The 23047-nt window shown below is 67.9% G+C and carries 20 protein-coding genes; 10 read left to right on the top strand and 10 right to left on the bottom strand.

Translation table 11 applies throughout. The annotated features are described in order from the left end of the window. The first annotated feature begins 43 nt into the window (after positions 1-43). Positions 44-817: a sulfite exporter TauE/SafE family protein gene (locus tag ACWEVR_RS12310; protein ID WP_452466985.1), complete on the top strand. Its 774-nt coding sequence runs from the start codon at positions 44-46 to the stop codon at positions 815-817. A gap of 25 nt (positions 818-842) precedes the next feature. Here the strand turns inward: ACWEVR_RS12310 and ACWEVR_RS12315 are convergent, their stop codons facing one another. Next, positions 843-1814: a CHAD domain-containing protein gene (locus tag ACWEVR_RS12315; RefSeq protein WP_452466986.1), complete on the bottom strand. Its 972-nt coding sequence runs from the start codon at positions 1812-1814 to the stop codon at positions 843-845. Positions 1815-2239: 425 nt separating this feature from the next. Here ACWEVR_RS12315 and ACWEVR_RS12320 point away from each other — a divergent pair, with 425 nt between their 5' ends. Further along, positions 2240-2641, top strand: a complete 402-nt coding sequence (locus ACWEVR_RS12320; RefSeq protein ID WP_452466987.1) for a hypothetical protein — start codon at positions 2240-2242, stop codon at positions 2639-2641. A gap of 100 nt (positions 2642-2741) precedes the next feature. Further along, positions 2742-3965 carry a globin domain-containing protein gene (locus ACWEVR_RS12325; RefSeq protein ID WP_452466988.1) on the top strand — a complete coding sequence of 408 codons (1224 nt, stop codon included), beginning with the start codon at positions 2742-2744 and terminating at the stop codon, positions 3963-3965. Between the two features lie 37 nt (positions 3966-4002). Here the strand turns inward: ACWEVR_RS12325 and ACWEVR_RS12330 are convergent, their stop codons facing one another. From ACWEVR_RS12330 to ACWEVR_RS12345, 4 genes are all read right to left on the bottom strand, one after another. Beyond that, positions 4003-4581, bottom strand: a complete 579-nt coding sequence (locus tag ACWEVR_RS12330) for an Rv1733c family protein (protein ID WP_452466989.1) — start codon at positions 4579-4581, stop codon at positions 4003-4005. A 124-nt stretch (positions 4582-4705) separates the two neighbouring features. After that, positions 4706-6310 carry an ABC transporter permease gene (locus ACWEVR_RS12335; RefSeq protein WP_452466990.1) on the bottom strand — a complete coding sequence of 535 codons (1605 nt, stop codon included), beginning with the start codon at positions 6308-6310 and terminating at the stop codon, positions 4706-4708. Further along, complete coding sequence (locus ACWEVR_RS12340) at positions 6307-7230, bottom strand: ABC transporter ATP-binding protein (protein ID WP_452467031.1); 924 nt, start codon at positions 7228-7230, stop codon at positions 6307-6309. Before ACWEVR_RS12340 ends, ACWEVR_RS12335 begins: the two co-directional genes overlap by 4 nt. Further along, complete coding sequence (locus ACWEVR_RS12345; RefSeq protein WP_452466991.1) at positions 7227-8237, bottom strand: Acg family FMN-binding oxidoreductase; 1011 nt, start codon at positions 8235-8237, stop codon at positions 7227-7229. The genes ACWEVR_RS12340 and ACWEVR_RS12345 overlap by 4 nt, the downstream gene beginning before the upstream one ends. 178 nt (positions 8238-8415) lie before the next feature. Between ACWEVR_RS12345 and ACWEVR_RS12350 the strand changes: the two genes are divergently transcribed. Then, on the top strand, positions 8416-8820 hold the full coding sequence (locus tag ACWEVR_RS12350) for a three-helix bundle dimerization domain-containing protein (protein ID WP_452466992.1): 405 nt from the start codon (positions 8416-8418) through the stop codon (positions 8818-8820). On the opposite strand, the gene ACWEVR_RS12355 is transcribed toward ACWEVR_RS12350, so the two are convergent. The 3 genes from ACWEVR_RS12355 to ACWEVR_RS12365 are packed head-to-tail and all read right to left on the bottom strand — an operon-like array spanning position 8780 to position 14245. Further along, complete coding sequence (locus ACWEVR_RS12355) at positions 8780-11647, bottom strand: alkaline phosphatase D family protein (protein ID WP_452466993.1); 2868 nt, start codon at positions 11645-11647, stop codon at positions 8780-8782. The genes ACWEVR_RS12350 and ACWEVR_RS12355 overlap by 41 nt on opposite strands. After that, a complete protein-coding gene (locus tag ACWEVR_RS12360; RefSeq protein ID WP_452466994.1) occupies positions 11628-13943 on the bottom strand; it encodes a PEP/pyruvate-binding domain-containing protein in 2316 nt (771 codons plus the stop codon). Before ACWEVR_RS12360 ends, ACWEVR_RS12355 begins: the two co-directional genes overlap by 20 nt. Continuing rightward, on the bottom strand, positions 13940-14245 hold the full coding sequence (locus ACWEVR_RS12365) for a hypothetical protein (protein ID WP_452466995.1): 306 nt from the start codon (positions 14243-14245) through the stop codon (positions 13940-13942). The genes ACWEVR_RS12360 and ACWEVR_RS12365 overlap by 4 nt, the downstream gene beginning before the upstream one ends. A 344-nt stretch (positions 14246-14589) precedes the next feature. Between ACWEVR_RS12365 and ACWEVR_RS12370 the strand changes: the two genes are divergently transcribed. The 6 genes from ACWEVR_RS12370 to ACWEVR_RS12395 all read left to right on the top strand — a co-directional run bounded on the left by ACWEVR_RS12370 (position 14590) and on the right by ACWEVR_RS12395 (position 20206). Beyond that, positions 14590-15147 carry a flavodoxin domain-containing protein gene (locus ACWEVR_RS12370; RefSeq protein ID WP_452466996.1) on the top strand — a complete coding sequence of 186 codons (558 nt, stop codon included), beginning with the start codon at positions 14590-14592 and terminating at the stop codon, positions 15145-15147. 59 nt (positions 15148-15206) lie between these two features. Next, positions 15207-15863: an SRPBCC family protein gene (locus ACWEVR_RS12375; RefSeq protein WP_452466997.1), complete on the top strand. Its 657-nt coding sequence runs from the start codon at positions 15207-15209 to the stop codon at positions 15861-15863. An 80-nt stretch (positions 15864-15943) separates the two neighbouring features. After that, entirely contained in the window at positions 15944-16687 is a 744-nt protein-coding gene (locus ACWEVR_RS12380; protein WP_452466998.1) for an SDR family NAD(P)-dependent oxidoreductase, read from the top strand. 62 nt (positions 16688-16749) lie between these two features. After that, positions 16750-18192: a bifunctional aminoglycoside phosphotransferase/ATP-binding protein gene (locus tag ACWEVR_RS12385; RefSeq protein ID WP_452466999.1), complete on the top strand. Its 1443-nt coding sequence runs from the start codon at positions 16750-16752 to the stop codon at positions 18190-18192. A 26-nt stretch (positions 18193-18218) separates the two neighbouring features. Further along, on the top strand, positions 18219-19124 hold the full coding sequence (locus tag ACWEVR_RS12390) for a universal stress protein (protein ID WP_452467000.1): 906 nt from the start codon (positions 18219-18221) through the stop codon (positions 19122-19124). 83 nt (positions 19125-19207) lie between these two features. After that, positions 19208-20206, top strand: coding sequence for an Acg family FMN-binding oxidoreductase (locus ACWEVR_RS12395; RefSeq protein ID WP_452467001.1), 999 nt, complete (start codon positions 19208-19210; stop codon positions 20204-20206). Between the two features lie 76 nt (positions 20207-20282). Here the strand turns inward: ACWEVR_RS12395 and ACWEVR_RS12400 are convergent, their stop codons facing one another. Then, a complete protein-coding gene (locus ACWEVR_RS12400) occupies positions 20283-21185 on the bottom strand; it encodes a universal stress protein (RefSeq protein WP_452467002.1) in 903 nt (300 codons plus the stop codon). A 78-nt stretch (positions 21186-21263) separates the two neighbouring features. Beyond that, complete coding sequence (locus tag ACWEVR_RS12405) at positions 21264-22988, bottom strand: SulP family inorganic anion transporter (protein ID WP_452467003.1); 1725 nt, start codon at positions 22986-22988, stop codon at positions 21264-21266. Positions 22989-23047 lie beyond the last annotated feature (59 nt).

The raw sequence follows: 23047 nt of genomic DNA on the forward strand, positions 1-23047 counted from the left end.
CGGACGAGGGCACCGCAACACCTGGGCTCGAAAGGAGTCACCGATGACGATCCTCGTCACCGCGCTGCTGGGTGCTGTCATCGGAATCCTGCTCGGCCTGTTGGGCGGCGGTGGGTCGATCCTCGCAGTGCCGGGGCTGGTTTACGGGCTCGGGATCCCGCTCGGACAGGCGGTTCCGATGTCACTGCTGGTGGTGGGTCTCTCCGCACTGGTGGGCGCTGTTCCCAAGATGCGATCCGGCCGAGTCCAGTGGCGGGTCGCCAGCGTGTTGGCCGTGAGCGGACTGCCGGCCGCGTTAGCCGGGAGCGCCGCGAACCGCCAGCTTCCTCCAGCGTTGACCCTCGCCGGATTCGCGCTCGTCATGGTCGCCTCCGGAGCTCGGATGCTGGCGAGTGAGGACAGCATCGGTACCGCGTGCCGAGTGGAGGGCTCGACCGTCGATTGGCGTCGATGCACCTCACGTGCCGTTCCGGTCGGCCTCGGCGTCGGTTTCCTGACCGGCCTGTTCGGCGTCGGCGGCGGATTCCTCATCGTCCCCGCCCTCGTCCTGCTGCTCGGCATCGAGATGTCGGTGGCGATCGGCACCTCCCTGGTGATCGTCACCGCCAACTCGGCCTCCGGTTTCCTCGCCTACCTCGGTGGCCTCGGCCTCGACTGGCGAATCGCCACGCTCTTCGCCGCTACGGCAATCGGCGGATCGCTACTCGCGGGCCGCTATGGACAACGAATCGACGTCGCGCGGCTACAGCGGTGGTTCGCCGTTTTGATCTTCGCGGTGGCGGCCTTCGTCCTGGGCGACGTGATCTTCGTTCGCTAACGGCCAGACCGCTGCGCAGTGACTCTCACGGTGTCTTTCGCGAAGCCGCGCCGCCGGTGTCGGTATGGATGTCGGCCATGACACGGGCAGTGCGCAGTGATCGCCAGTACGTGCCGGGCAGTGCCGCGACGAGTTCGGCGGTGCGATCGATTTCGCGCTGCAGCAGCAGCCCATAGGTGAACGCGGACTCCCCCGCGTTCTCGGCTTCCCTGGTGAGCTGGATCAGATGATGCTTGGCCACCACCGCGTCCTGGTACTCGCCGAGCAGATTCTGCACAGCGATCAGGCCCGCCACGGTCTGGTCGCTTCGTGATGGGTCCAGATCACGGACCGACTCCACGTAGTACCGGGTGCGCCGCACCGATTTCCGCAGATCGTGCATCGCGGCATCGATGGCGTCCTCGCCCCTTGCCGAACCGACTCTTCGCATCCGTCGCCGAACCCGGGCGAGCAGCGCGTCCAGGACCACGGAGTTGTCCGGTTCATCGATCCCGGGCACCACACCGGTGTGCAGCAACCGCTCTTCGGCCATCAGGTCCTCGACGACGGTCACGAACCGGGGTGAGGCGAGCAGATCTCGCGCCGCGGTCCACGCCGGACGGATGCGGACGTCGAAATAGGCCGCCATTCTCTCTCGCACCGGGCCTCGGACGTATCGCGGGCGGAGCACATCCACCGCCGCGTGCAGTCGGGCCGACTGGGCTCGCAGGTCATGCGCCGCGCCGGTGGTGATGCCGAGCCACCGCAGTTCCTCGACGAGGCGACGGACTTCGGACTGTCTGCGGACAGCCGTCGGGTGTGCGCTGAGCGCACAGCGGGCGCGGCGCGCAGCTTTGACCACCCCGACCACCGAGTCCGGGTCGTCGTGGCACGCGGCGATCTGGCCGTCCATGATGGTTTCCCGCTGCGCGTGCAGATAGCGGGCCAGCATCCGGCTCACCTGCGCCTGCCCTCTCTCGGGCACTGCCTCGGCGTCCGTTCGAGTCTCGATGCTCATCACGATCTCCTCGATGTGTCAACGGCGTTCGATATCCGCCTTTCACGATTCCGTCCCCGGCTCCCGCGAAAACAGGGCCGTTCGGCCGCTGCGGTCCCCGATCCACGGCGCGGATGTCCAGGACGAAGGGCCTACCGGTGCACGCCTCGAGACTCTGTCGTCGATGCACCGACGCAACTGATCGCCGTGCGGCCTCGAGCGCGGTGTCACCGCGGCGACCACACCCAGGGCATTTGGTCCTCACCGAACAGGCATAACGGCCGTCGCGGAGGGCGAGGTGTCCGCGCACACTGGCTGACAAGGGGCAAGGTAAGTCGCGGTGCCCCCAGACCGGCCTGTGCTCCGGCACAGGGGCGTAACCGGCGTGCCGCGCCGACCTGCCCGACGTGCTCGGCTGGGGCCGATAGCTCACCGGGAGTAATGCCATGTCGACCTTCGAACAACGCAGGACTCGTCATGCTCTGCGCGCCGGCCTGGTCGGCACTGCCGGATTCGTCGCCCTGTCCGCCTTCGTGGGCGCCGTGGGCCTCGTCGGCGGCGCCGCCGATCTCGGCGACGAGATCACCGCGCGCCTGCCGTTCAACAGTCCGGTCCTGGTGGGTCTGCTGCTGGCCGCGGTCGTCGGCGCGCCGATGGCTGCCACCACAGTTCTCGCTCTGCGCGCGGACCCGATCGCCTCGACGGTGGGCGTCCGCGGCGGCGCCGTCCTCATGGGATGGGGCATGGTCCAGCCGTTCGTGATCGGTCGATTCTACTGGTGGCAACCGATATTCGGACTGCTCGGTATGACCGTCTGCCTGCTGGCTTACCTGCTCCGCCGGGCTTGACGTTGTGCCTCGGTCGGCTCACCCACGCGCACAGTACTTCTCGCCCTACCCCAGGTCAGCGACACAGACTTCGCACCTGCCACAACGAATGGAGAATGACATGCTCTCTGCCACCGCGAAGGAAACCATTCGCGCAACTCTGCCCACCGTGGGCGCGGCCATCGGGGACATCACCACGCGGTTCTACCGCGCGATGTTCGCCGCCCACCCCGACCTCGAACGTGACCTGTTCAACCGCGGCAACCAGCGGCAGGGCGACCAGCAGAAAGCGCTCGCCGGCGCCATCGCCGCCTTCGCCGCGCTGCAGCTCGAGCCAGATCAGGCTCGTGTCGATCTCATTCTGTCGCGTATCGCGAACAAGCACGCCTCCTTGGGGATTCGGCCCGAACAGTACCGGATCGTGCACAAGTACCTCTTCCAAGCAATCGCTGAGGTCCTCGGCGACGCGGTCACCGCCGAGGTCGCCGCAGCCTGGAACGAGTTGTACTGGCTGATGGCCGAAACGCTGATCGGGATGGAAGCCGGGCTGTATCGGGCCGCAGGTGTCGCCGACGGTGACGTCTGGCGGCAGACTCGCGTGCGCGGGCGACGCCAGGAATCCGCTGATGCCGTGTCCTTCGTACTCACCTCGCTCGACGGCAGCCCCCTCCCGTCGTACGCGCCGGGACAGTACCTGTCGGTGGGCGTGCGGCTCGAAGACGGCGCCCGCCAGATCCGCCAGTACAGCCTCTCCTCGGCACCCTCGGCGGGCGACTGGCGCATCACCGTCAAGCGCGTGGACGCACACACCCTGCCCGACGGCTCGATCGCTCCGGCTGGTGAGGTATCGAACTTCCTGTACCACAACATCTTCGAAGATGATGTACTCGACGTGACCACCCCGTTCGGTGACCTGACACTCATCGATGACGAGGCACCGCTGCTGCTGATCTCGGCGGGCATCGGATGCACCCCGATGATGGGCATGCTCAGCCACCTCGCCGAAACCGCCGACACCCGCTCGATCTCGGTGATCCACGCCGATCGCGCCCCCAGCAGCCACGCCCACCGAGCCGAACTGGCCGAACTCGTCGACCGGCTGCCCTTCGCCGTCATGCATCGCTGGTACGAGGATCTCGGCGCCCGCCGGCCCGGGGACGGGCTCAGCGAAGGCCGCGTCGATCTCGGCGAGATCACCGTCGCCGAAGGCACCCGTGCCTATGTGTGCGGGCCGCTTCCCTTCATGCTCGGCGTACGCGATGCGCTCCTGGACAAGGGTGTGGCGGTCGAGAAGATCCACTACGAGGTCTTCGGCCCCGATCGGTGGGCGCCCGCCCCGGCGTAAGACCTCGAGCGGTGCAGATCAACAGCTTTCGCGCTTGTCACCCCACCAATCGCGAAAGCTGTTGATCCCAGATCGTTTTGCGGCGCCACGCTACGAGCCGCTCGGTCAGCGCGTTCGAACACCAGCCCACGAAACCGGTGCCGACCATGATCACGGCCGCGACGCCGATCCCGTTCATCACCGGGCCTTCCGGTGGGCGTGGTGCGGAGGTCGGTTCACCGGACTGGTTCAACCACACCTGGATGCGATCGCCCTTCTCCACCCGGTTGCCGACCCGCACGATACCGACCGTCGTACCCTCAGCACCGGTCCAGGCCGCCGATGCCACCCGGATGTGGAGGGAGGTGTTGTGCGGCCTGTCCAGCACGAGCGCCTCGACAACGGTCGTCTGCGAGCGCTCGACGCGCAGTCGCGCGGCATCGTCGGCGTAAACGACCGTGCCCACCGCGCCTGCCACCGGAATCGAGATGAGCACCGCTATCACGCTGATCAACCGAACTGTGGCCAGCAGCCGATCCGGCCACCTCATCAGTGGATTGGAGTTCCAAGGACGGCATCGCCAAGAGCGCAGCGCGTGCGACATCAGCGCGTCGATACGGAATGTCGTCGATGTCATCGCGGCTTCCTTTTCCATCAGCAGTGGGGTCGGTATCCAGCCTCGTCGGGGACGACGGCGGCGGGCAGGGGCGAAAGGCCCTGCCCGACCGGCCGATCGTCCTCGGCAGCTGACGGTCACGCCGTCAGTCGCCGAGATCGCGACGGGCGCATCCCATCCAGGCCAGACCCGTCGCACCGGCGACCAGCGCGAGCAACACCAGACCCGTTCGAAGTTCGAACGACTCCAGTGGCAGGCGCTCGGTGTAGTGCAACGGCGACGCCCTAAGGAACCACCTGGGCAATTCGAACGCCTCGGTGAAGAGCGATGCCACGACCACGTACGTGAAATACAGCCACGACACGGCGACTGCGAGGTGCGGCATCCAGCCGACAACAACGGCCGTCACCGCCACGATCGCCCAGACTGCCGGGGCGTGACCGAGCGCCGAGGCCGCCAGGTGCGGTATCCGCATCGGATCACCCGTCGCCAGTCCGTAGGCGAGACCGTCACCCGATCCACCGGCGATCAGCACCATGGCGCTGCCCCCCATCGCCACGGTGAGGTATCCGGCGAGCCACCGCCCACGCCCTACCGGTGCGGCCAGGATGAGATCGGCTCGGCCCGAGACCTCCTCCGACCGCGCACGCAGCACAGCCGAAACCCCGGCCGCGGCAGCCAGCAGCGCGATGATCGACAATGTCACTGCCAGGTAGGCGTTCACGGCGTCGCGCGCGTTACCCGTCAGATAGGCCGCGATCTCAGGATTGTCGGCGATGAACTGCTCGATGCTGTCGGCGAAGGAGCCGTAGGCGAGGCCGAGCACGAATGCCGCGAGGCACCACCCGAGAACACTGTGCCGTTGCAGACGCCACACCAGACCGATCGGCGAGCCGAGCCGGCGCGATGCGGTGTCGCGGCCCGGACGATATCGCAGTAGCCCCGCACCGAAATCCCGGCGTTCGGCCAGCGCGAACCCCACCGCTGTCAGCGCCACCGACACCGCCGCGAAGAGCAGCAGTGGCCACCGTCGATCGTCGACGAAAGGATAGGTCCGCTGTCCCCACCCGATCGGCGAAAGCCAGGCGACCGCATCCGTTCCCACATCACCGACCGCGCGCAGGACGTACGCCACCGCGACCAGTCCGCTGATCGCCCCGTAGACGCTGCGCGGGTTCTCGAATACCTGTGCGGCTACAGTCGTCGCCGCGGCGACGGTGAACCCGAGCCCGCCGATCGCCACCCCGACCAGTACAGCGCCCTGCACGGGTAACCCGGTCACCGCCGCCGTAACGGCGAGCAGCAGTGCCACGGCCACATCGGCGAGCGCGGCGACGCACAGTGCTGCCACGACCGGCGCGCGCCGGCCCACGCGTGCCGACCGGATCAGTTCGGTCCGGCCCGTCTCCTCGTCCGAGCGGGTGTTCCTGCCGATCAGGAACATATTCATCAGCGAGACGACGATCGCCAGGTAGGCGAATATCTCGAAAACGATTTCCCCACCGACTGTTTGCAGCAAACGAACCGGCCCGCCCATCGCGACGATCGCCGCGTTGGCACTCATGGTGGATCGCAGCTGCGCCAGCTTCGCAGGCGAGTCGTAGAAGTTCTGGCTGCTCACCGATTGCATGGCCAGCAGGGCAGCGGCGCCGAGCAGCCACCAGGGCAGCACCCACCGTTCGCGCCGCAGAATGAAGCGGACGAGCGCCGCTACGCCCGTCGCCTCCCGGCGAAGCATGTCGGTGCTCACGAGAGGGCTCCCACCGATTGCGGTTCTCCCGTGTACTGGCGCAGGAAGATGTCCTCCAACGTCGGCTTGCTACTGGTCATCGCGACGACGCCGAGGTCGGCCAACGCACGCAGGACGGCGTCGAAGTGCGCGCCCTCCACCTCGAAGCGAGCGTGACAACCCTCCACGGTCAGGCCGCTCACCCCGGGTACCGTGGCGAGTCCCGTTGCTGGACAGACTGTTTCGACACTGATCGAGGTGGTTCGCAGCTGCCGCAGCTCGGTCAGCGAGCCGCTCTGCACCGTTGCACCGCCGCGGATGATGCTGACGCGATCGCACAGGGCCTCCACCTCGGCTAGCTGATGGCTCGACAGCAGCACAGTGCGTCCTTCGGCTGCCAGCTCGCGCACACACCGCTGGAATTCCGCCTCCTTCAACGGGTCGAGCCCCGCGGTCGGTTCATCGAGCAACAACAGCTCCGCGTCCGAGGCCAGCGCGGCGACCAAGGCCACCTTCTGGCGGTTCCCCTTCGAATAGGCGCGTGTTTTCACCGAAGGGTCGAGTTCGAAGCGAGCGAGCAACTCGGCACGCCTGCGGGGGTCGATACCGCCACGCAGCCGAGCGAGCAGATCGATGGTCTCGCCGCCGGTCAGGCCGGGCCACAGGGCGACCTCCCCCGGAACGTAGGCGAGCCGCTGGTGCAGGGCTACCGCATCGGCCCAGGGATCGAGCCCGAGTACTCGGACCGTGCCCGAGTCCGCCCGAAGCAACCCGAGCAGCACCCGGATGGTCGTGCTCTTGCCCGCTCCGTTGGGGCCGAGGAATCCGTGGACCTCACCCGCGCGAACGGTGAGGTTCAGGGCATCCAGTGCCCTGGTGCGACCGAAGGTCTTGGTCAGCCCCGAAATCGCGATGGCGGTTTCGACGCTGTCTCCGCTCATTTCCCGACCGAGTTCCACCGCGTGCTCCTGTGATCGGAGGTCTCCTCGGACAGCAGCAGTTCCTCTACAGGGCGCCGCGGCGTTTCTGGAGGCAAGCCGGCGCTGGTAGGAGCCCATCCCACGCGCACGAAAGCCTGCGGATAAGCGGTGCCGGACAACAACTCGTCGCGCAGCCGGGCGCGCTGCGAACCGACCTCGAGCGGCTCGGTGAGCAGACAGGTGGCCAACCCGATTCCCGTCGCCGTCAGCAGCAGCGCGCTCAGCGCCTCCCCCGCCCGTAGCCTGGATCCGAGATCGTCGGCCCCGGTGCCTACCACCAGCAGTTCGGCATGGTCGGGCTCGGTAGCCGGGTCGGGAAATCCGGCCGCCGCGAACGCTCGTGGCGGAAAGTCGTCGTCGGGATCGATGGGTGGGGCGTTGCGTGCGGGGACACCGTCGGCGCTGCTGTGGCGACCCGACCACAGGGCGAGTTCGAACCGGTACGACTCGTCGGCCGCATGGAGTTCGCTCGCCTGCTGTGCCGCTGCTATCACCCGTTGCCGGTCCTCGATCCGGTGAACGATGGCGCCCAGTGCCGCAGCACGTTCGGTGAACAATCCGAGGAAACCCGGCGGCACGGGCCACGAAGTGTAGTGACGCCGATCGGTCCGGCGGGCGGTGATGGCCTTGCTCAGGTCGACATCGAGTGTGGTGGGCCGATGCCTGACCAGGGTCAACGCCGCCAGGTGATCAGGGTTGGCGGGATCGGGGATGCGGTGGATCACCGGCGCCCAGCCCATCGCCGTCAGCGCCACCGACAGGTGGTGCAGTGCGGCGCCGCAGCTGAGCACCAGGTCGCGCGCGTCGGGATCGGTCGCGGGCAGCGCCCGCTCACGGTCGAGATACAGGTGAATACTGTGGTCGGCGATGCGCCAGCGCCACGGTTGCACATTGTGCACCGATGGCGCACGGCCGGCCAGTGCCAGCGCCGCCTTCACGGTGTCGTCGTCGGGAAGTCCGCGGTCCATGGTGTCCGTCCTCGGTGTCGATCGGTCAGTACTCGTACTGTCCGCGTATGACCTGGCCACCGAGAAGGGCAGGACGACCCCGTTGCGAGGGACTTCGGGTCATCGTCGCTGGAACGAACCGTGAACCGGTGGCCGAGCGGGACCGAGTAGGGCCGTTCGATCTTCGCCCAGAGGCCGGATGCCCCTATGGCCCCGACCGGGAAGTGGCGAATCTACATCTCACAGATGTGCGCAGTTCTCATCGAGGGAGAGATTCGTGACCAGGTCTACCTACGCTTGTTCGGATACCGCCGCCGAACCGGATGGCGTATCCCCCGGTGAGGTCGTCGCCGCACCACGAGTGGAGACAGACGAGATCGATGCGATAGCGCGCGCGTTCGTCACCAAGTTCCCCAGCTTGCCCGAAGCATACGTACGACAAGTAGTAGAACTCACGCACCAGCGGCTGGCCCGGACCGCTCGCATCCGTACACACCTGATCCCGTTGACCGTCAACCTGGCGCGCTCGCAGCTGGAAAAGGCCCGCTCACAAAACGACCCGGTCACTCGGACCGCTGGGGAACAAGAAACCTGTAGCTGGTGAGAACGGTTCCATCCCAGCGTTTTCCGAGAAGATCGACCTGCAGGTTCGTCCCGTCGTCGGTGATGTCGAGCACCCCGTATTGTCCGCCACCGGGAAATGTCCCACCACTGTAGGGACCGCCCTTCACACTGCCGGGGCGGTCCAGAGCCGCCGCCTGCAGAATCGGGAAACCCGCACCGCCCTTGCCGGAATAGTCGCTGTTGGTGCCGTCATCGATCGCGACCATGTGCGCGTCGCCGCCGACCATCACCAAGTTTCGGATCCCGGCGTCGGCGATCGCGTCGGCGATTTCCTGGCGTTCGCGGGCATGTCCGGGCCAACCGTCCCCACCGGCACGCGCTTCCCCGATCCACGGCAGGGAGTTGCCCCACACCACCAGGGCGTGGGTACGGCTCGAACGCCTCAGCTCCTCGATCAGCCAGTTCCGCTGGTCAATGCCGAGCACCGACTCCGACGTCGACTCCGAGCGGCCATCGGTCATGATGAACCGCACCCGGCCGATGGTGAAGGCCTGGTTGATGGTTCCTCGCGTCGAGCCGAACGGATAATGCGGGGTGGTGGCGCCGAACGCCGTGCGCGCCGCGTCCCGTCCCGGCGAGTCGGCGCCGGCGTCGTTGGGGCCGTAGTCGTGGTCGTCCCACACGTAGGCCACCGGGCTGTCCCGATAGAGGGCGGATTGGCCGGGACTGGTCAGCACCCTGTCGTACGCCGCGAAGAACTCACCGGGCGTGGTGCTTTCGATATTCGCGTAATGCAGGTCGCCGAGGGCGAGGTGGAACAGTCCGTTCTCGGCTGCCAGCGCGTCGAAGACCGCGCCGTTGGAACCCACCCGAGCACAGGCGCCCGCGGTGACACGAAACGACATCGGACCGTCCACCGGCGTAGTGAAACGCCCGGTACCGCGCGAACTGTCCGGTGTTCCGTCGACGACGACCTGGTAGGTGTAGGCGATGCCTGGCCGCAACCCGTCGACCTCCATGCGAGCGATCCGATGTTCCTGCGCGACTGCCGGTTTCGACTCCACGACACCGCCGTCGGCCGCGGTGACCCGAAGCAGCGCGGTGCTGCGGCCGGAAGCCAACCTGGCGTTCACGGTGACCCCGTCGCTGCGCAGACCGCCCGACCAGACCCATTCCACCCGGTCCACCGACAGTGCCGGGGCGCTGCTCTCCGGGTGGGTCGGCCCGAAATAGATCGCGTACACCCGGTTCGCCCCGAACCAGGTACCGGCGAGCAACAGCAGAGTGACCACCGCGAGCGCGACCAGTTCCACGGCCGTGCGGCGGTGCTGCCAACTGAGCCACAGCAATACCGAAGGCACCATCGCGCCGCCGGCGAGCAGCATGGCGTAGATCGGCTCGTACTCGACAGCGGCGAACACACCGAGGCAGCTCGCCGCTACCGCGATGAGCACAGCACCGACCGCCTCCCATCGCCACGAGATCAACGCACCGAGCGACACCACACCCGCGAGCGCCAACTGCACCGGCGTCTCGACGCGTGAACCGAATACGAAGCCTTCACCACTCGAGGGCACACCCACCGTCAGAGTGAGCACGGCCAGGGTCAGGGCGACAACCGCGGCGGACAGGTGCGCGAGCAATCGCACGATCTGGGCTGCCGACGTCGTCAGCGGAATCGCGCCGCGAGCGGCATGAGGCTGTTGCGGATGCGGCGACCACAGGCAGTTCCGGCAGGCTACGTGGGCGCGGGGGCGCACGATCACCCAGCGCGCTCCGAGCACCAGAGCCAAGCCGATCCCCACCCCGCCCAACACATCGGTCGGGCTGTGCAGACCTTCGGCCACGCGATCGACGGCGGCGGCCGCGGCCGTTACCCCCAGAACCACGGTGAGCACCGGAATGAGCCGGCGGCGATGCAGCAGCGTCGCGACCGCCAGCGGAACCAGGCCCGCGATGAGGACCGCCTGCATCACGTGTCCACTGGGGTAGGAATCCAGCGCACCGGCCATCGGCCCGTCGAGCGGGCGAGGTCGTTCGATCACCGCCCGAAGTCCCACACTGGCCAGCAACCCGAAGCCGGTGGCCACGGCATAAGTGACGGCGAGCGCGCGACACCGGATCGACGCCAGCCCGACGAGGATCACCAGTGCCAGCACCGTCCTGGTATCGAACGCGGCGTCCGTGAAGCGGGACAAGGCCGGAGTCGACAACCCGTGGAACCATGCCGCGACCCGGCGATCGAACCCGTCGACCACATAGGGAGACGCCGCGACAACCAGTGACAGCAGCGCGGAAGCGGCCGCCGCGGCCATGAACCCGGCACCGAGTTGCCAGGGTGGGCGGGCCGACCATTCGGCACCGTCCACCGGCCGCGTCGTCAAGGGGGTGTTGGTGAGCACGCGCGCCAACCGCCGAGGGGGCGACGGGTAGTGGACGAACACCAGTGCCGAGACCACCGCGTAGGCGAGGGCCGCGACCGCCACGGCGAGCGAAAGGCTGAGCAGCCAGGCGATATCGGCCACCCAGCCGGGTTGCTGAAAGAAGTTGGCGACCGACCCGATCGTCACATACACCGCTCCCCCCGCCAGGGTCAGCGCGATCAGCAGGTAGACGGGGCGCGGACGAAGGCCGCGCCGGGCCGCGGTATCCGGCTCGGGGGTCGCGGTCGTGAACCGAGCCAGCGCGTGCCCCGCGATGCCTGCCCGCTTGGCGCGCGAGGCGTCGCCGCAGCTGCGGACCAACTCACGCAATTCACTGGCGAGCCAGAACAGCAAACCCACGCTCATGATCGCGGGGACGAAGATGTGCAACCGATCTACGCCGAGCAGTGCGGCGCGGGCGCGGTCACGCGCGGGCGCGGTCATCGGAACGTCCTTCGTCGAGAATGGTCACGGTCCCGGCGGTGCCGTCGACCTCGAGTCTGTGCCCGTCGAGGGCCCGTGCGGCACCGGGCAGATTGAACACGGCGGGCACGCCGAACTCACGGGCCAGGATCGCCGCGTGCGACAGCGGGCCGCCCTGTTCGATCACCATTGCCCCACAACGCATCAGCAGCGGCGCCCAGGAGGGATCTGTCGTAGTGGCCAGCAGGATCTCATCGCTGCCGAGTGGTTCATCCGGGGTGGTGAGACGGCGGCCGGTCCCACGGAACGTGCCGTTGCCCGCCGCCCATCCGGTCAGCTGCCGACCGTGCGGAGTGGCCGTGGAACCAGCCGACTCGTGTTCCCCGGAGAAGGTCTGTGGGAGCGGATCGAGCTGCTCCTGCCTGCGTAACCGGCGCTTGCGCCGATCGAGTATCGCAGGGACCGGCGGAGGGTGGCCCACCGACAGTGCCCGGAATTCCCCGACGGTGAGCAGTTCGACGTCCGCCGCACACCCGAGCACCCCGTCGGCCGCCGATCTGCGGCCGACTTCGAGATGGACCCGGCGAAGCTCGCCGCCGAGCGACAGAATCGCCGCTTTGGTGCGCTCACGCCGTTCGAACTGTGCACGTGCCTCGGTGACAAGACGTTCCAGTTGGCGCAGTCGTAGCCACCGGGTGATGTCGGTCTTCGGTCGCCGAGGGCTTGCCTCGATCAGCTTCATCGCGGCGTCGACGCCGACGGGCTGAGCCCTGTGCTGCGTCACGACCGACGGCTCCCGGCCCGACTCGATCCACGTCGGGCCACCCGGAACCGCCATCGAGGCGCGCGAATCGACAGTGATGACGGTCTCCGGAACAGTCAGCGCTCCCGCCAACCGGTCGGCCTCGGAATCCGGGCCGAAGCGTCTCAGCAGTTGCCGAAGCCCCTCATGGATCGCCCCCGCGTCCGCCGCGACGGTGATCTCGGCAGCCATGGCACGCGTCATCAGATCGATCAGCGCCAGCTGGTAGCGGGCCAGCTCCGCGCCGCTGCGCGCACTGAACGGTGTTGCATCGCTGCCGATTTCCCGCGTGGCGGTGATCGCGACATCGGCATCGAATACGGCTCGGCGCCGTGCCCGACCGGCTCGAACATGGTGCCCGAGCGCATCGATGCGGCCTGTCGGGTGGGCGGCCGCGGCTTCGGCGGCGGCCGTATCCAGCGCTGCTCGCCCGTGTACCCGGCGAAGCAGCCGATGCGGCGACGCCATTCCGTCCGGTGTCGTGGTGCCGAGGACGTCGAACATCGTGCGCAACGCCTCCTCGACGACGAAAGAGCAGACCTCCCAGCGCAGTGGCGGCAGAACCCCCGGCAGCATTTCGGCGATGCCCGCGGTCGTGAAGTGGTGGCCCGACATCTCCCCGGCATCGGTGTCGAAGGGATCCCGGTCGATGGTGAGCACGGTGATCGGTCGGGCTTGCACGATCCACAAAGTGCTTCCGTCCCAAGCCCACTCGACATCTTGCGGGCAGCCGGCGCGGCGTTCGATCTCTCGAGCGACGGTGATCAACGGCTCGATCTCTTCGGCGCTGTCCTCGGGCACCGCGCCGCCCGGAACCAACAGCACCGCCGGAGTGCGCTTCCCGGACACCAGGCCCTCGGCGAGACCGTGGACGGTTTCGATCCGCACCGTTGCGGCCGGTCCCGTCGGATCCTGGGTGAACAGCACCCCGCTGCGCAGCGCCGCCACCATCGGCATGATGAGCGCCGCCATCGCCACATCGTCGTCCGCGATACCCAGCGCTTTGCGGTACGCGCGAGGGGCCGGATGATGCAGCGACGAGAACACCGACAACACAGCATGCTCGACCGCGCAGCGGTCGGCCGGGTCGACATCGAGCACCGAGTGGTACTGCCCGGCGAAGGACGAGGAATCCATGTCCTCCACCGTCGCCGAGGAGCGCACCGCCACGGGGCGCCCGTCAGCCAACCCGGCGGCGACCGCGCATACCTCGTCGAGCAGCGCGCCGGGCAGCCCGGCTCGGCGGAAGACCGCGTCGACCTCGGTCGCGGCGACGACCTCTCCCCGTTCGAGCCGTGCGAGCAACGCCCCGACCAGAGGTTCCGCGGCGACGACCCGGTAGGCGTCAGCGGTGACGCAGGCGGCCGGCGGTACCCGGACATCCCAACCGATCAGCCGGTCGAGCGCTGCTGCTTTACCGCCGACGATCTTGCCGGCGGCTCCCGCGCCTTCCAGTACCCGCACAAAACCCTGTCCTGACGGTGTAGTCGGTGCGAGGAATTCGGTCCCGGTCATGACGATTCCCGTTCGCCGACCAGGCCACAACGGTAGGCGGCGACGGCGCGGTCGGCGATCCGGCCGACCGGCTCGTCGCCGTCGGCGGCCCGCAGCACCAGCCACTGCGCCAAATCGCCCCTGATGCGGACCGAGCGTCGGCGACTCGGCAGCCTCAGCGCCGCCACCAGGCCCAGGACCACGATGACTCCGAAAACCGCGACCAGATCCCAGTTCCGGCCGGTCGCGGCGTCGAGGAGGCCCACAGTCGCGAGCATGCCGACGGCGAGCATCATCCAGCGTGCGGCCGGGTCGGCGATCATCGTCGCTCTCCGATGTCGAAACGATTACTGCGCATCGTGGTCTCCTTGTGAGAAATCCCGGGCGTGACCTTGTTCAGCACCCCGTATCGGCTGCGTTCGCGCCGCGGACAGAAGCCGCCGCGATCTCGGAAAACGACGACAGCGACGGTGATCAACATTCGACCAAGACGCAGCGGCCGCCGTTAGGGGCCGTGGTCCCGGCCGAGAGAGTCCTTGGGCACCACGCGCCGCGGACGGAACTCGGTTCGGATCTGTCCCGCCACCTACCGGACAGGCCATTGGTCCTTCGTTCGGAGGCATCCCGGCTCTGACCGGCGACCGCCGACTCGAGCGACGCTGAGGACATGACTACAACTTCCTCACCCCGGATCGCCGTTCTGTACGCCACCGCGCAGGGCTCGACGCGCGATATCGCCGAGTTCATCTACGACAACCTGGTCGCCCGCGGCGCCAGAGCCGAACTGCACGACGTCGGACACGCACCCGATCTGTCCACCATCGACACCGTGGTCGTCGGCAGCGCGATCCACGACATGGATTTCCTCCCGGAAGCCACGGCCTACCTCCGCCACAACCTGAAAACGTTGCAGGACAAGGACGTCTGGCTGTTCAGCGTCGGGCTCGGACCGGCGCTGCGCGGGCCCGTCGGGCGCTGGGCGGGCCGTCAGATCCCACGCAAGATCGCCGCGGTGATCAGCATGGTGCATCCGCGCGATTACACCCCTTTCGCCGGAAAGTACGAACGCGCGGGCGTCTCGTGGCGAGCCAGGACCATGTACCGGGTACTCGGCGGCGCTCGTTACGGCGATCTGCGCGACTGGCAGGCCGTACGCGAGTGGTCCACCAGAATCGGCGATGCCCTCGCGCTGCCGCACGCTCCGGCGAGCATTGTCCATCCCTGATCGACCGCCCGCATGAGCCGAAACGACCGCTGTCAGTTGGGGTTACGAAGGACTGCGTGATGAAGAAGACGACCGTGTTCGCGACCGGAATCGGTGCCGCCGGCACCGCGTGGGTGATGGGCTACCGATACTTGCTGCGCGAACGGTGCTTGCATTGGGGAGCGACTCCGGAAGAAGCAACACGCGAAATGCCCGGAGACGACCTGCTCACCCGGCCCGACATCGTTTCCACTCGCGCCGTGACCATCGACGTCGAGGCAGCAGAAATATGGCCGTGGCTGGTCCAGTTCGGTCCAGGCCGCGGCGGCGCCTACACCTATGACTGGATCGAAAACCTCCTCGGCCTGAATATGCACAGCGCCGACTCGATCCTGCCCGAATTCCAGAAGCTCTCCGTCGGAGACACTTTCGCCCTCGGCGACAGCGGGCCGACGATGCGCGTGGCAGTCCTCGACCCCGCGCGGGCCCTCGTCTTCAGCTCGACCGACGGCAACTGGGTATGGGCTTTCGCCCTGTACCCCGACGGGAATCGCACCCGACTGATCAGTCGCAACCGGATAGCGGCCCCTTCCGCCTCACCGGCCGCCCGTCTGTTCAATCGCTTGATCATGGAGCCAGGCAGCTGGGTGATGGAGCGCAAGATGCTGCTCGGCATCAAACAGCGCGCGGAACACCACGCCCCCGCAGTCCCGATGGTCCAGCCCGCACCGGTCTGACCGCAGCCCACCCGGGGGCGAAGCCTGCCGACCAGACCACCCCACCTCTTATCGACAACCCACAGAAAGGTCCGATCACCATGTCTGATCTCCAAGGACGCAGCATCGTCGTCACCGGCGGCGCACGCGGCATCGGCGCGGCCGTCGCGCACACGTTGGCCAAGACGGGCGCCGGCATCGTCGTCGCCGATCTGCTGGAACGTGACGGCAACGCCGTCGCGCAGGCCATCGGATCCACGGCAGTCTTCCGCCACCTCGACGTCACCGACGAGCACGAGTGGCAACGGGTGCTCGACGACGCCGAAGCGAACTTCGGGCCGCTGGCGGTGCTGGTGAACAATGCCGGCATCCTCGACTTCGGCGGCGTCGAATCCGAGACTCCCACGCAGTTCCGCCACGTCCTCGATGTGAATCTGGTCGGTTCCTGGCTCGGTATGCATCTGGCCGCGCCCCGGCTACGCGCCGCCGGCGACGGTGTCATCGTCAATGTCTCCTCCACAGCAGGGCTGATCGGTTACTCCGGCATCGCGGGCTACGTCGCCAGCAAATGGGGACTGCGCGGGCTCACCAAAGCCGCCGCGCTCGAGCTCGGCAAGGACAACGTGCGGGTCTGCTCGGTGCATCCCGGCCCGATCCACACCCCGATGACCGCGAGCATGGACGAGAGTGTCGCCGCGGGGCAGCCACTTCCGCGTTTCGGCGAGCCCGAGGAAGTCGCCGCGATGGTCGGTTTCGTGGTCACCGAGGCCACCTTCTCGACCGGGTCGGAATTCGTCCTCGACGGTGGCGCGACAGCGGGCGCCTCGCTCGTTCTGCCCTCATGAACGGCGAACCGAGGCTCCGGCGGCCGGCGGAGCCCGCCCAGGTTCACGAGACCCACAGTGGCGTGGTCTTTCTCTACGGCGACCGCGCTTACAAGGTGAAGAAGCCGTTGCGTACGGACTTTCTCGACTTCAGTACGACCGTGTTGCGCGAGCGCGCGTGCGCCCGCGAGCTCGAGCTGAATCGGCGCATCAATCCTGACGTCTACCTCGGGGTCGCTCACCTCGGCGACCCCACCGGCGGCCCGGCTGAGCCGGTGTTGATCATGCGGCGGATGCCGGCGGATCGGCGACTGTCGGTGCTGCTCGCGCAACCGGGCTACTCCACAGATGCCCTTACCAGCCTGATACATCTGCTGGTCCGCTTCCACGACGAATCCCCGCACAGGCCCGACATCGATCGGACAGGCACGGCGAAGGCATTGCGTACCCGCTGGCGTTCGCTTCTCGACCCGTTACACGAAGCAGCGGCCGACATCGTCGATCCCGACCTGCTCGCGCGGATCGACCGACGCGCGATGAGATATCTCGACGGCCGGGCCCCACTGCTGGACCAGCGGATCGCCGACGGGCGGATCGTCGACGGCCACGGCGACCTGCTGGCCGAGGACATCTTCGAACTACCCGACGGCTTCCGGGTGCTGGACTGCCTGGATTTCGACGATCGGTTGCGCTACGTCGACCGCTTGGACGATATCGCCTTTCTCGCCATGGATTTCGATTCTCTCGGGCAGGCAGACCTCGCCGATCGGTTCGTCGACGAGTACCTGCGCGAGTCCGCGGATCCTGCGCCGGCGTCGCTACGCGATCACTACATCGCCTACCGGGCCACCGTACGAGCCAAGGTCGACGTGATTCGCGCCGGCCAGGGTGACCACACCGCCGCCGACCGGGCGCGCGAGCATCTCGCGCTGGCCGAACGCCGTCTGGCCCGTGGCACGGTACGGCTCACCACTGTCGGCGGCCTGCCCGGCACCGGCAAGTCGACTGTCGCCACGGAACTCGCAGCTCGGACCGGGGCCGTACTCATCTCGAGTGACCATGTCCGCAACGAATTGGCCCGTGTCGGTGCGGTCGGTGGTCACGTCGGGCAGTTCAGCGCCGGTCGATACACTCCGGCCAACAAAGCAAGGGTCTACGACGAACTTCTGTGGCGCGCCCACGTGCTGCTGGCTTCCGGTGTTCCGGTCATCCTGGACGCTAGCTGGACGGATCCCGAGCAACGTCGCCGCGCCGCCGCACTGGCCGATGATGTCGCCGCCGAGCTCGTCGCCCTGCGGTGCGTGTGCCCGGCCGAACTCGCCTTCCAGCGTATCCGTGAGCGTCGCGACAGTGAGTCCGACGCCACGCCCCAGATCGCGGAGGCGATGGCCGCCACCGGCCTCGCCTGGCCCGGCGCAGTCGACATCGATACCGCCGGTCGCCTCGCCGACTCCGTCGCGACAGCCTGTCGCGTGTGGCACGACTCCCCCGATCTCAGCGCCGAGCCCGTCCGATGCCCGGTGTGACACACCTCGACGACAGGAAGCCGAAGATGAAGCAGCACAATGAATCCCCACACCGGAACCCCGCCGCCGCGGTCGTCGTCGGGACCGACGGATCTCCGGGCTCGCGGGCTGCCGTGTGTTGGGCGGCCCGCGCTGCCGTCGACCGCGGCCGCGCGCTGCACATCGTGCACTGCACCGGTCCGGTCAGCGACAGAACGCCACACAGCGCCTACGACGCGTTCATCTTCGCCACCATGCAGGACATCCGCGGTGCGGCCGAGCGCGTACTGGCCACTGCCCGGGAACAGGCGAGCACCGCCACTCCTGGTGTCACAGTGACGACCGAACTCGTCAGCGGCGGTAGCCCGGCCCACGCGCTCATCGCGGCGTCGGAGCACGCGCACCTCATCGTCCTCGGCGTCGCATCGGAGGCAGGGGCGATCTCGCACCTGGGTTCGACGCTGCTCGCGGTCACCTCCCACGCGCGTGGTGCGGTCGTCGTAGTGCGTGGAACCGACCGCACCTCCGGTCCCGTCGTCGTCGGAGTGGACGGCAGCACGATCAGCGAGCCGGCGATCGCGGCGGCGTTCTCCGAAGCCTCACAACGCGGTACCGAGCTCCTGGCCGTCCACGGCTGGAGTGACCTGTCAGGCGGTGGCTTCGCCGATTCGAGCTTTCTGTCGCCGCCGATCGATGACATCGCGACAGCCGACGCGGCACTGCTGTCGGAACGACTGGCCGGTTGGACAGAACAGTTTCCCGACGTCGTCGTGCGCCGCGAGATCGTGGTGTACGGCGTGCGCGAACGGCTGACCGAGTTGTCACGGTCCGCGGGGCTGCTCGTGGTCGGAAGTCGTGGCCGCGGCGGGTTCCGCGGTCTGTTACTCGGCTCGACGAGCAACTTCTTGGTACAGCACGCCGATTGTCCGGTCATGGTCGTGCACCCCGGCTGATCAGACCAGGAAGGCATTTGGTCACCGGCGAACGTGCGTAAAGACCGTCTCGGCAAACCGCGGGCACCGATCAGACTGGGGACATGAGTGACGAACAAGACCTTCCCGCAACGCGTTCAGCACCCGCCCGTGCCACGGTGCGCACAGCGATTCGGCTCGGGTGTCGGGCACCGTCGGTCCACAACACCCAACCGTGGCACTGGGTGTTCGACGGTGCCCGTCTCGAGCTGTGGCGCAATTCCGATCGCCGTCTGACCGCCGCTGACCCACACGCCCGCCAGGCGATCATCAGCTGCGGCGCTGTCCTGCACCACGTGCGGACAGTGCTGGCCTCTCAGTGCTGGCACACCGACGTGGTGCGGTTGCCCGACCCGGCCCGTCCAGAACTGATGGCGACTCTCGGATTCGAGCCGTGGCCGGAACCGCCGATCGGAATCTTCCGTCGAGCCGACGCGATCGAGCGTCGCTACACCGATCGGCTGCCGATGAACGAGCCGATCGGATGGGCGTCGGTGCGTATGGCATTGGACGAACTCGTCGTCCCCCATCACCTCACCCTCGACGTCCTCGACGAAGAAGCGCGGGCGCGGTTGTCCCTGGCCTCCGAGCAAGCCGGAGCCCTGCACCGGTACGACATGGAGTACCAGGCCGAGATCCGTTGGTGGGCAGGGCATTCCGATACAACGGACGGTGTGCCACCCGCAGCACTGGTCTCGGACTCCGAGCTCGCCCGGGTCGGTGTGGCTCGCGACTTCCCTTCCCCCGGTCCGTCCGCACGTCGGGGTGGCCTGCGCGACCACGCGCGCCTGATCGTTCTCACCGCGACCGGCGAGGAACCCATGACCTGGCTTCGAGCCGGCGAAGCGCTGTCGGCCGTGCTGCTCGAATGCACCGCCGCAGGGCTGTCCACCTGTCCACTGACGCATATCACCGAACTCGCCGACGGCCGACGCCTCTTGGCCGCGCTCATCGGCCATCCTGGTGTTCCACAAATCGTCGTGCGGATCGGGACCGCACCCGACGACCGGCGACCACCACCCACTCCGCGCAGACCGCTGGTCGATGTCCTGACAGAAAAGTGACCCCCACCGCCAAAGGGCGCCCACCGCAGTAGCGGTGGGCGCCCTTCTTCGCTGCACCCGTGGCTGGGCGAACCCGTCACCCGCGATCGCGGACCACGATCATGGGGATCTCCACCGAATGCAGCAGTGCGTTGCTCGTCGAACCGAGCACCATGCTGGCGAAGCCACCGCGCCCGTGACTACCCACGACGAGAAGTTGCGCCGAAGACGACGCGTCGAGCAGCGAACGAACCGGGCGGTTAGCCACCACGATCCTGCGGACATCTACGTCCGGATACTGCTCGGCATGCCCGGCCAGAGCTTCGCCGAGCTCGGTCTCCGCGGTTTGCCTGCCCATCTCCCAGCCGATCGTTGGCAGATCGGCACTGTAGTCGCTGAACGCGTGCAACGCGACGAGACCCACTTTCCGCCGCGAGGCCTCCTCGAAGGCGAGTTCCACCGCCGGGACGCTGTTGGCGCTCCCGTCGACGCCCACGAGCACCGGCAGCGCGGCCGACACCGGGTCGGTCGCGACGTTCCCATGGATCACCGCGACCGGGCACCGCGCGTGACGAGTCACCGCCGTACTGATCGAACCGAGCAGACCGCGCTGGAAGGCACCGAGCCCCCTGCTGCCGACCACCAGGATCCGGGCAGAAGCCGAGCGCTCGATCAGCAGTGGGGCCGCTGATTCGAAACTCACCTCGGTGGTGACGACGAGATCCTCGTCGGGAACCGCCGCACGCGCCACCCTGGCGGCTTCACCGACGATGCGCTCGGCATCGACGCGCAACCACTCGAGATCTGCCTCCCCCAGCGACAGCGCGGGCCCCGAGCCGACCGGAAGGGCGGCCGAGGTGAGGATATGCAGTGGCCGGTGGTGCAGCACGGCTTCGGCAGCTCCCCAGGCAGCGGCCTGATAGGAGATTGCCGAACCGTCGACCGCGGCCAGCACCGGCGCGGTCCGATGTTGGGCGGCACGGGTGTCATCGGATGACATGTCGTTTCCTTTCGTCGGCATGTTCGTTTCGGGCGTCGGATTCGTCTCTCGAGCATGGCCGAGTTCCGGCGGCCGGTGTCAGGGGACAAGGTCATCGCCGCGATGGTCGATCGGCCTCGTGCCGGTGTCCGAGCGAAACGCGTCGAGCGCGGTCGGCAAAGTGGGAAAGAGCCTGTCGGGTCCGATCCGCTCGGTCAGCCCTGACGCGTCGAGATCGTCACGCAGGTCGTGTTTGACCCGGGCCATCGCGAAGACCACTCCGCGCGAGACGAGCTCGGCTCGCACCTGCTCGACCGCGTCGAGGGCGGTCAGGTCCACCTCGACGTTCGCCTCGGCGTTGAGCACGAACCAGCGCACCGGTTCCCCACCTCGCTCACCCCACCAGTCCACCGCTCCGAGTGCGCGTTTACGGAAATCCTCCGCGTTGGCGAAGCACAGCGGCGCGTCGTAGCGATAGATCACCAGTCCCGGTATCGGTTTCGCGTCGGGGTAGTCGTCCACGTCGTGCATGCCCGCGACGCCGGGAACGAAACCGAGCACGGCGTCGTGGGCGCGCGCGATCCGGCGCAGCAGATCGAAGACCGACAACGCGATCGCCACGAGCACCCCGTACAACACTCCGAGCACCAGCACGGCGGCCACCGTTCCCAGCGCGAGCAACAGCTCACTGCGGCGGAACCGCGCGATGCGCCGGAACTCGCCCACGTCGATCAGCCGCAGCGCCGCGTACACCACCAGCGCTCCCAGCGCCGCCGAGGGGAATCCGGCCAGCACACCCCGTGCGCCGAAAAGCACGACCAATACCGCCGCCAGTGACACCAGCGCGTAGACCTGCGTGCGAGCACCCATCAGGTCGGCGATGCTGGTGCGGCTGCCACTACAGCTCACCGGGAAACCGTGTGTCAGCGCAGAGGCGACATTCGTCGCACCCAGCGCGGCGAGCTCGGTGTTGGCCTGCACGTGAGTACCGTGGCGCGCCGCGAACGCCCGGCCGGTCAACGCGTTGTCGGAGAAGCCGACGACGGCGATACCGACGGCGGGTAACAACAACGTTGTCAGATCGCCCGCGCCCACGGCGGGCAGCGCGGGCACCGGCAAACCGGCGGGCACCTCACCGACCACCGCGATCCCGAACCGCCGCAACGACAACACCGCGACCGCCACCGTCGCCGCGAGCACGGCGATCAACGGACCCGGCGCGCGCGGCAGCCACTTCGCCATGATCAACAGCATCACCAGAACGGCACCGGCCAGCGCCGCGGTCGCGGGATGCCACCGATCGATGTCGGCCACGAACGAACCTATCTGCGCGGTCACCGAATCCCCGTCGACCGGTACACCGGTGACCCGTCCGAGCTGACCCACGATCATCAGCCCCGCCGTCCCGGCCAGGTAACCGATCAGCACCGGGCGGGACAGCAGGTCGGCCAGCACTCCGAGTCGCATCACCGCGCCGAGCAGACACAGTCCGCCGACCACCAGCGCCAGTGCCGCGGCCAACGCCGCGTACCGCTCCGGATCGCCGGCGGCCAGGGGCGCCACGGCGACCGCGGTGAGCAGCGCGGTGGTCGACTCGGGTCCGACGGAGAGCTGCCGGGAGGTGGCCAGCAGCGCGTAGACCGCCAGTGGTCCGATCGTCGCCCACAAGCCGGCCACCGGCGGCAGACCCGCCACCGTCGCGTAGGCCATCACCTGCGGGATCAGATACGCCGCCACGGTGACGCCCGCGACCACATCCGACCGCACCCACTCACGCCGATAGCCCTGCAGTTGCCGCAGGCCCGGCGGTATCCGCGCTACCACTGCCCCAGCATGTCCGAACCGGGCCTGGATCGGTCACTGCCGAATGTCACTCGATCAGG

Source organism: Nocardia sp. NPDC003979, assembly GCF_053605015.1.

What these genes read in the sequence shown, in the direction of transcription:
- ACWEVR_RS12310 (WP_452466985.1), top strand. Translation starts at nt 44, where the DNA reads ATGACGATCCTCGTCACCGCGCTGCTGGGTGCTGTCATCGGAATCCTG.
- ACWEVR_RS12315 (WP_452466986.1), bottom strand. Translation starts at nt 1,814, where the DNA reads ATGAGCATCGAGACTCGAACGGACGCCGAGGCAGTGCCCGAGAGAGGG.
- ACWEVR_RS12320 (WP_452466987.1), top strand. Translation starts at nt 2,240, where the DNA reads ATGTCGACCTTCGAACAACGCAGGACTCGTCATGCTCTGCGCGCCGGC.
- ACWEVR_RS12325 (WP_452466988.1), top strand. Translation starts at nt 2,742, where the DNA reads ATGCTCTCTGCCACCGCGAAGGAAACCATTCGCGCAACTCTGCCCACC.
- ACWEVR_RS12330 (WP_452466989.1), bottom strand. Translation starts at nt 4,581, where the DNA reads ATGACATCGACGACATTCCGTATCGACGCGCTGATGTCGCACGCGCTG.
- ACWEVR_RS12340 (WP_452467031.1), bottom strand. Translation starts at nt 7,230, where the DNA reads ATGAGCGGAGACAGCGTCGAAACCGCCATCGCGATTTCGGGGCTGACC.
- ACWEVR_RS12345 (WP_452466991.1), bottom strand. Translation starts at nt 8,237, where the DNA reads ATGGACCGCGGACTTCCCGACGACGACACCGTGAAGGCGGCGCTGGCA.
- ACWEVR_RS12350 (WP_452466992.1), top strand. Translation starts at nt 8,416, where the DNA reads ATGCCCCTATGGCCCCGACCGGGAAGTGGCGAATCTACATCTCACAGA.
- ACWEVR_RS12355 (WP_452466993.1), bottom strand. Translation starts at nt 11,647, where the DNA reads ATGACCGCGCCCGCGCGTGACCGCGCCCGCGCCGCACTGCTCGGCGTA.
- ACWEVR_RS12360 (WP_452466994.1), bottom strand. Translation starts at nt 13,943, where the DNA reads ATGACCGGGACCGAATTCCTCGCACCGACTACACCGTCAGGACAGGGT.
- ACWEVR_RS12365 (WP_452466995.1), bottom strand. Translation starts at nt 14,245, where the DNA reads ATGATCGCCGACCCGGCCGCACGCTGGATGATGCTCGCCGTCGGCATG.
- ACWEVR_RS12370 (WP_452466996.1), top strand. Translation starts at nt 14,590, where the DNA reads ATGACTACAACTTCCTCACCCCGGATCGCCGTTCTGTACGCCACCGCG.
- ACWEVR_RS12375 (WP_452466997.1), top strand. Translation starts at nt 15,207, where the DNA reads ATGAAGAAGACGACCGTGTTCGCGACCGGAATCGGTGCCGCCGGCACC.
- ACWEVR_RS12380 (WP_452466998.1), top strand. Translation starts at nt 15,944, where the DNA reads ATGTCTGATCTCCAAGGACGCAGCATCGTCGTCACCGGCGGCGCACGC.
- ACWEVR_RS12390 (WP_452467000.1), top strand. Translation starts at nt 18,219, where the DNA reads ATGAAGCAGCACAATGAATCCCCACACCGGAACCCCGCCGCCGCGGTC.
- ACWEVR_RS12395 (WP_452467001.1), top strand. Translation starts at nt 19,208, where the DNA reads ATGAGTGACGAACAAGACCTTCCCGCAACGCGTTCAGCACCCGCCCGT.
- ACWEVR_RS12400 (WP_452467002.1), bottom strand. Translation starts at nt 21,185, where the DNA reads ATGTCATCCGATGACACCCGTGCCGCCCAACATCGGACCGCGCCGGTG.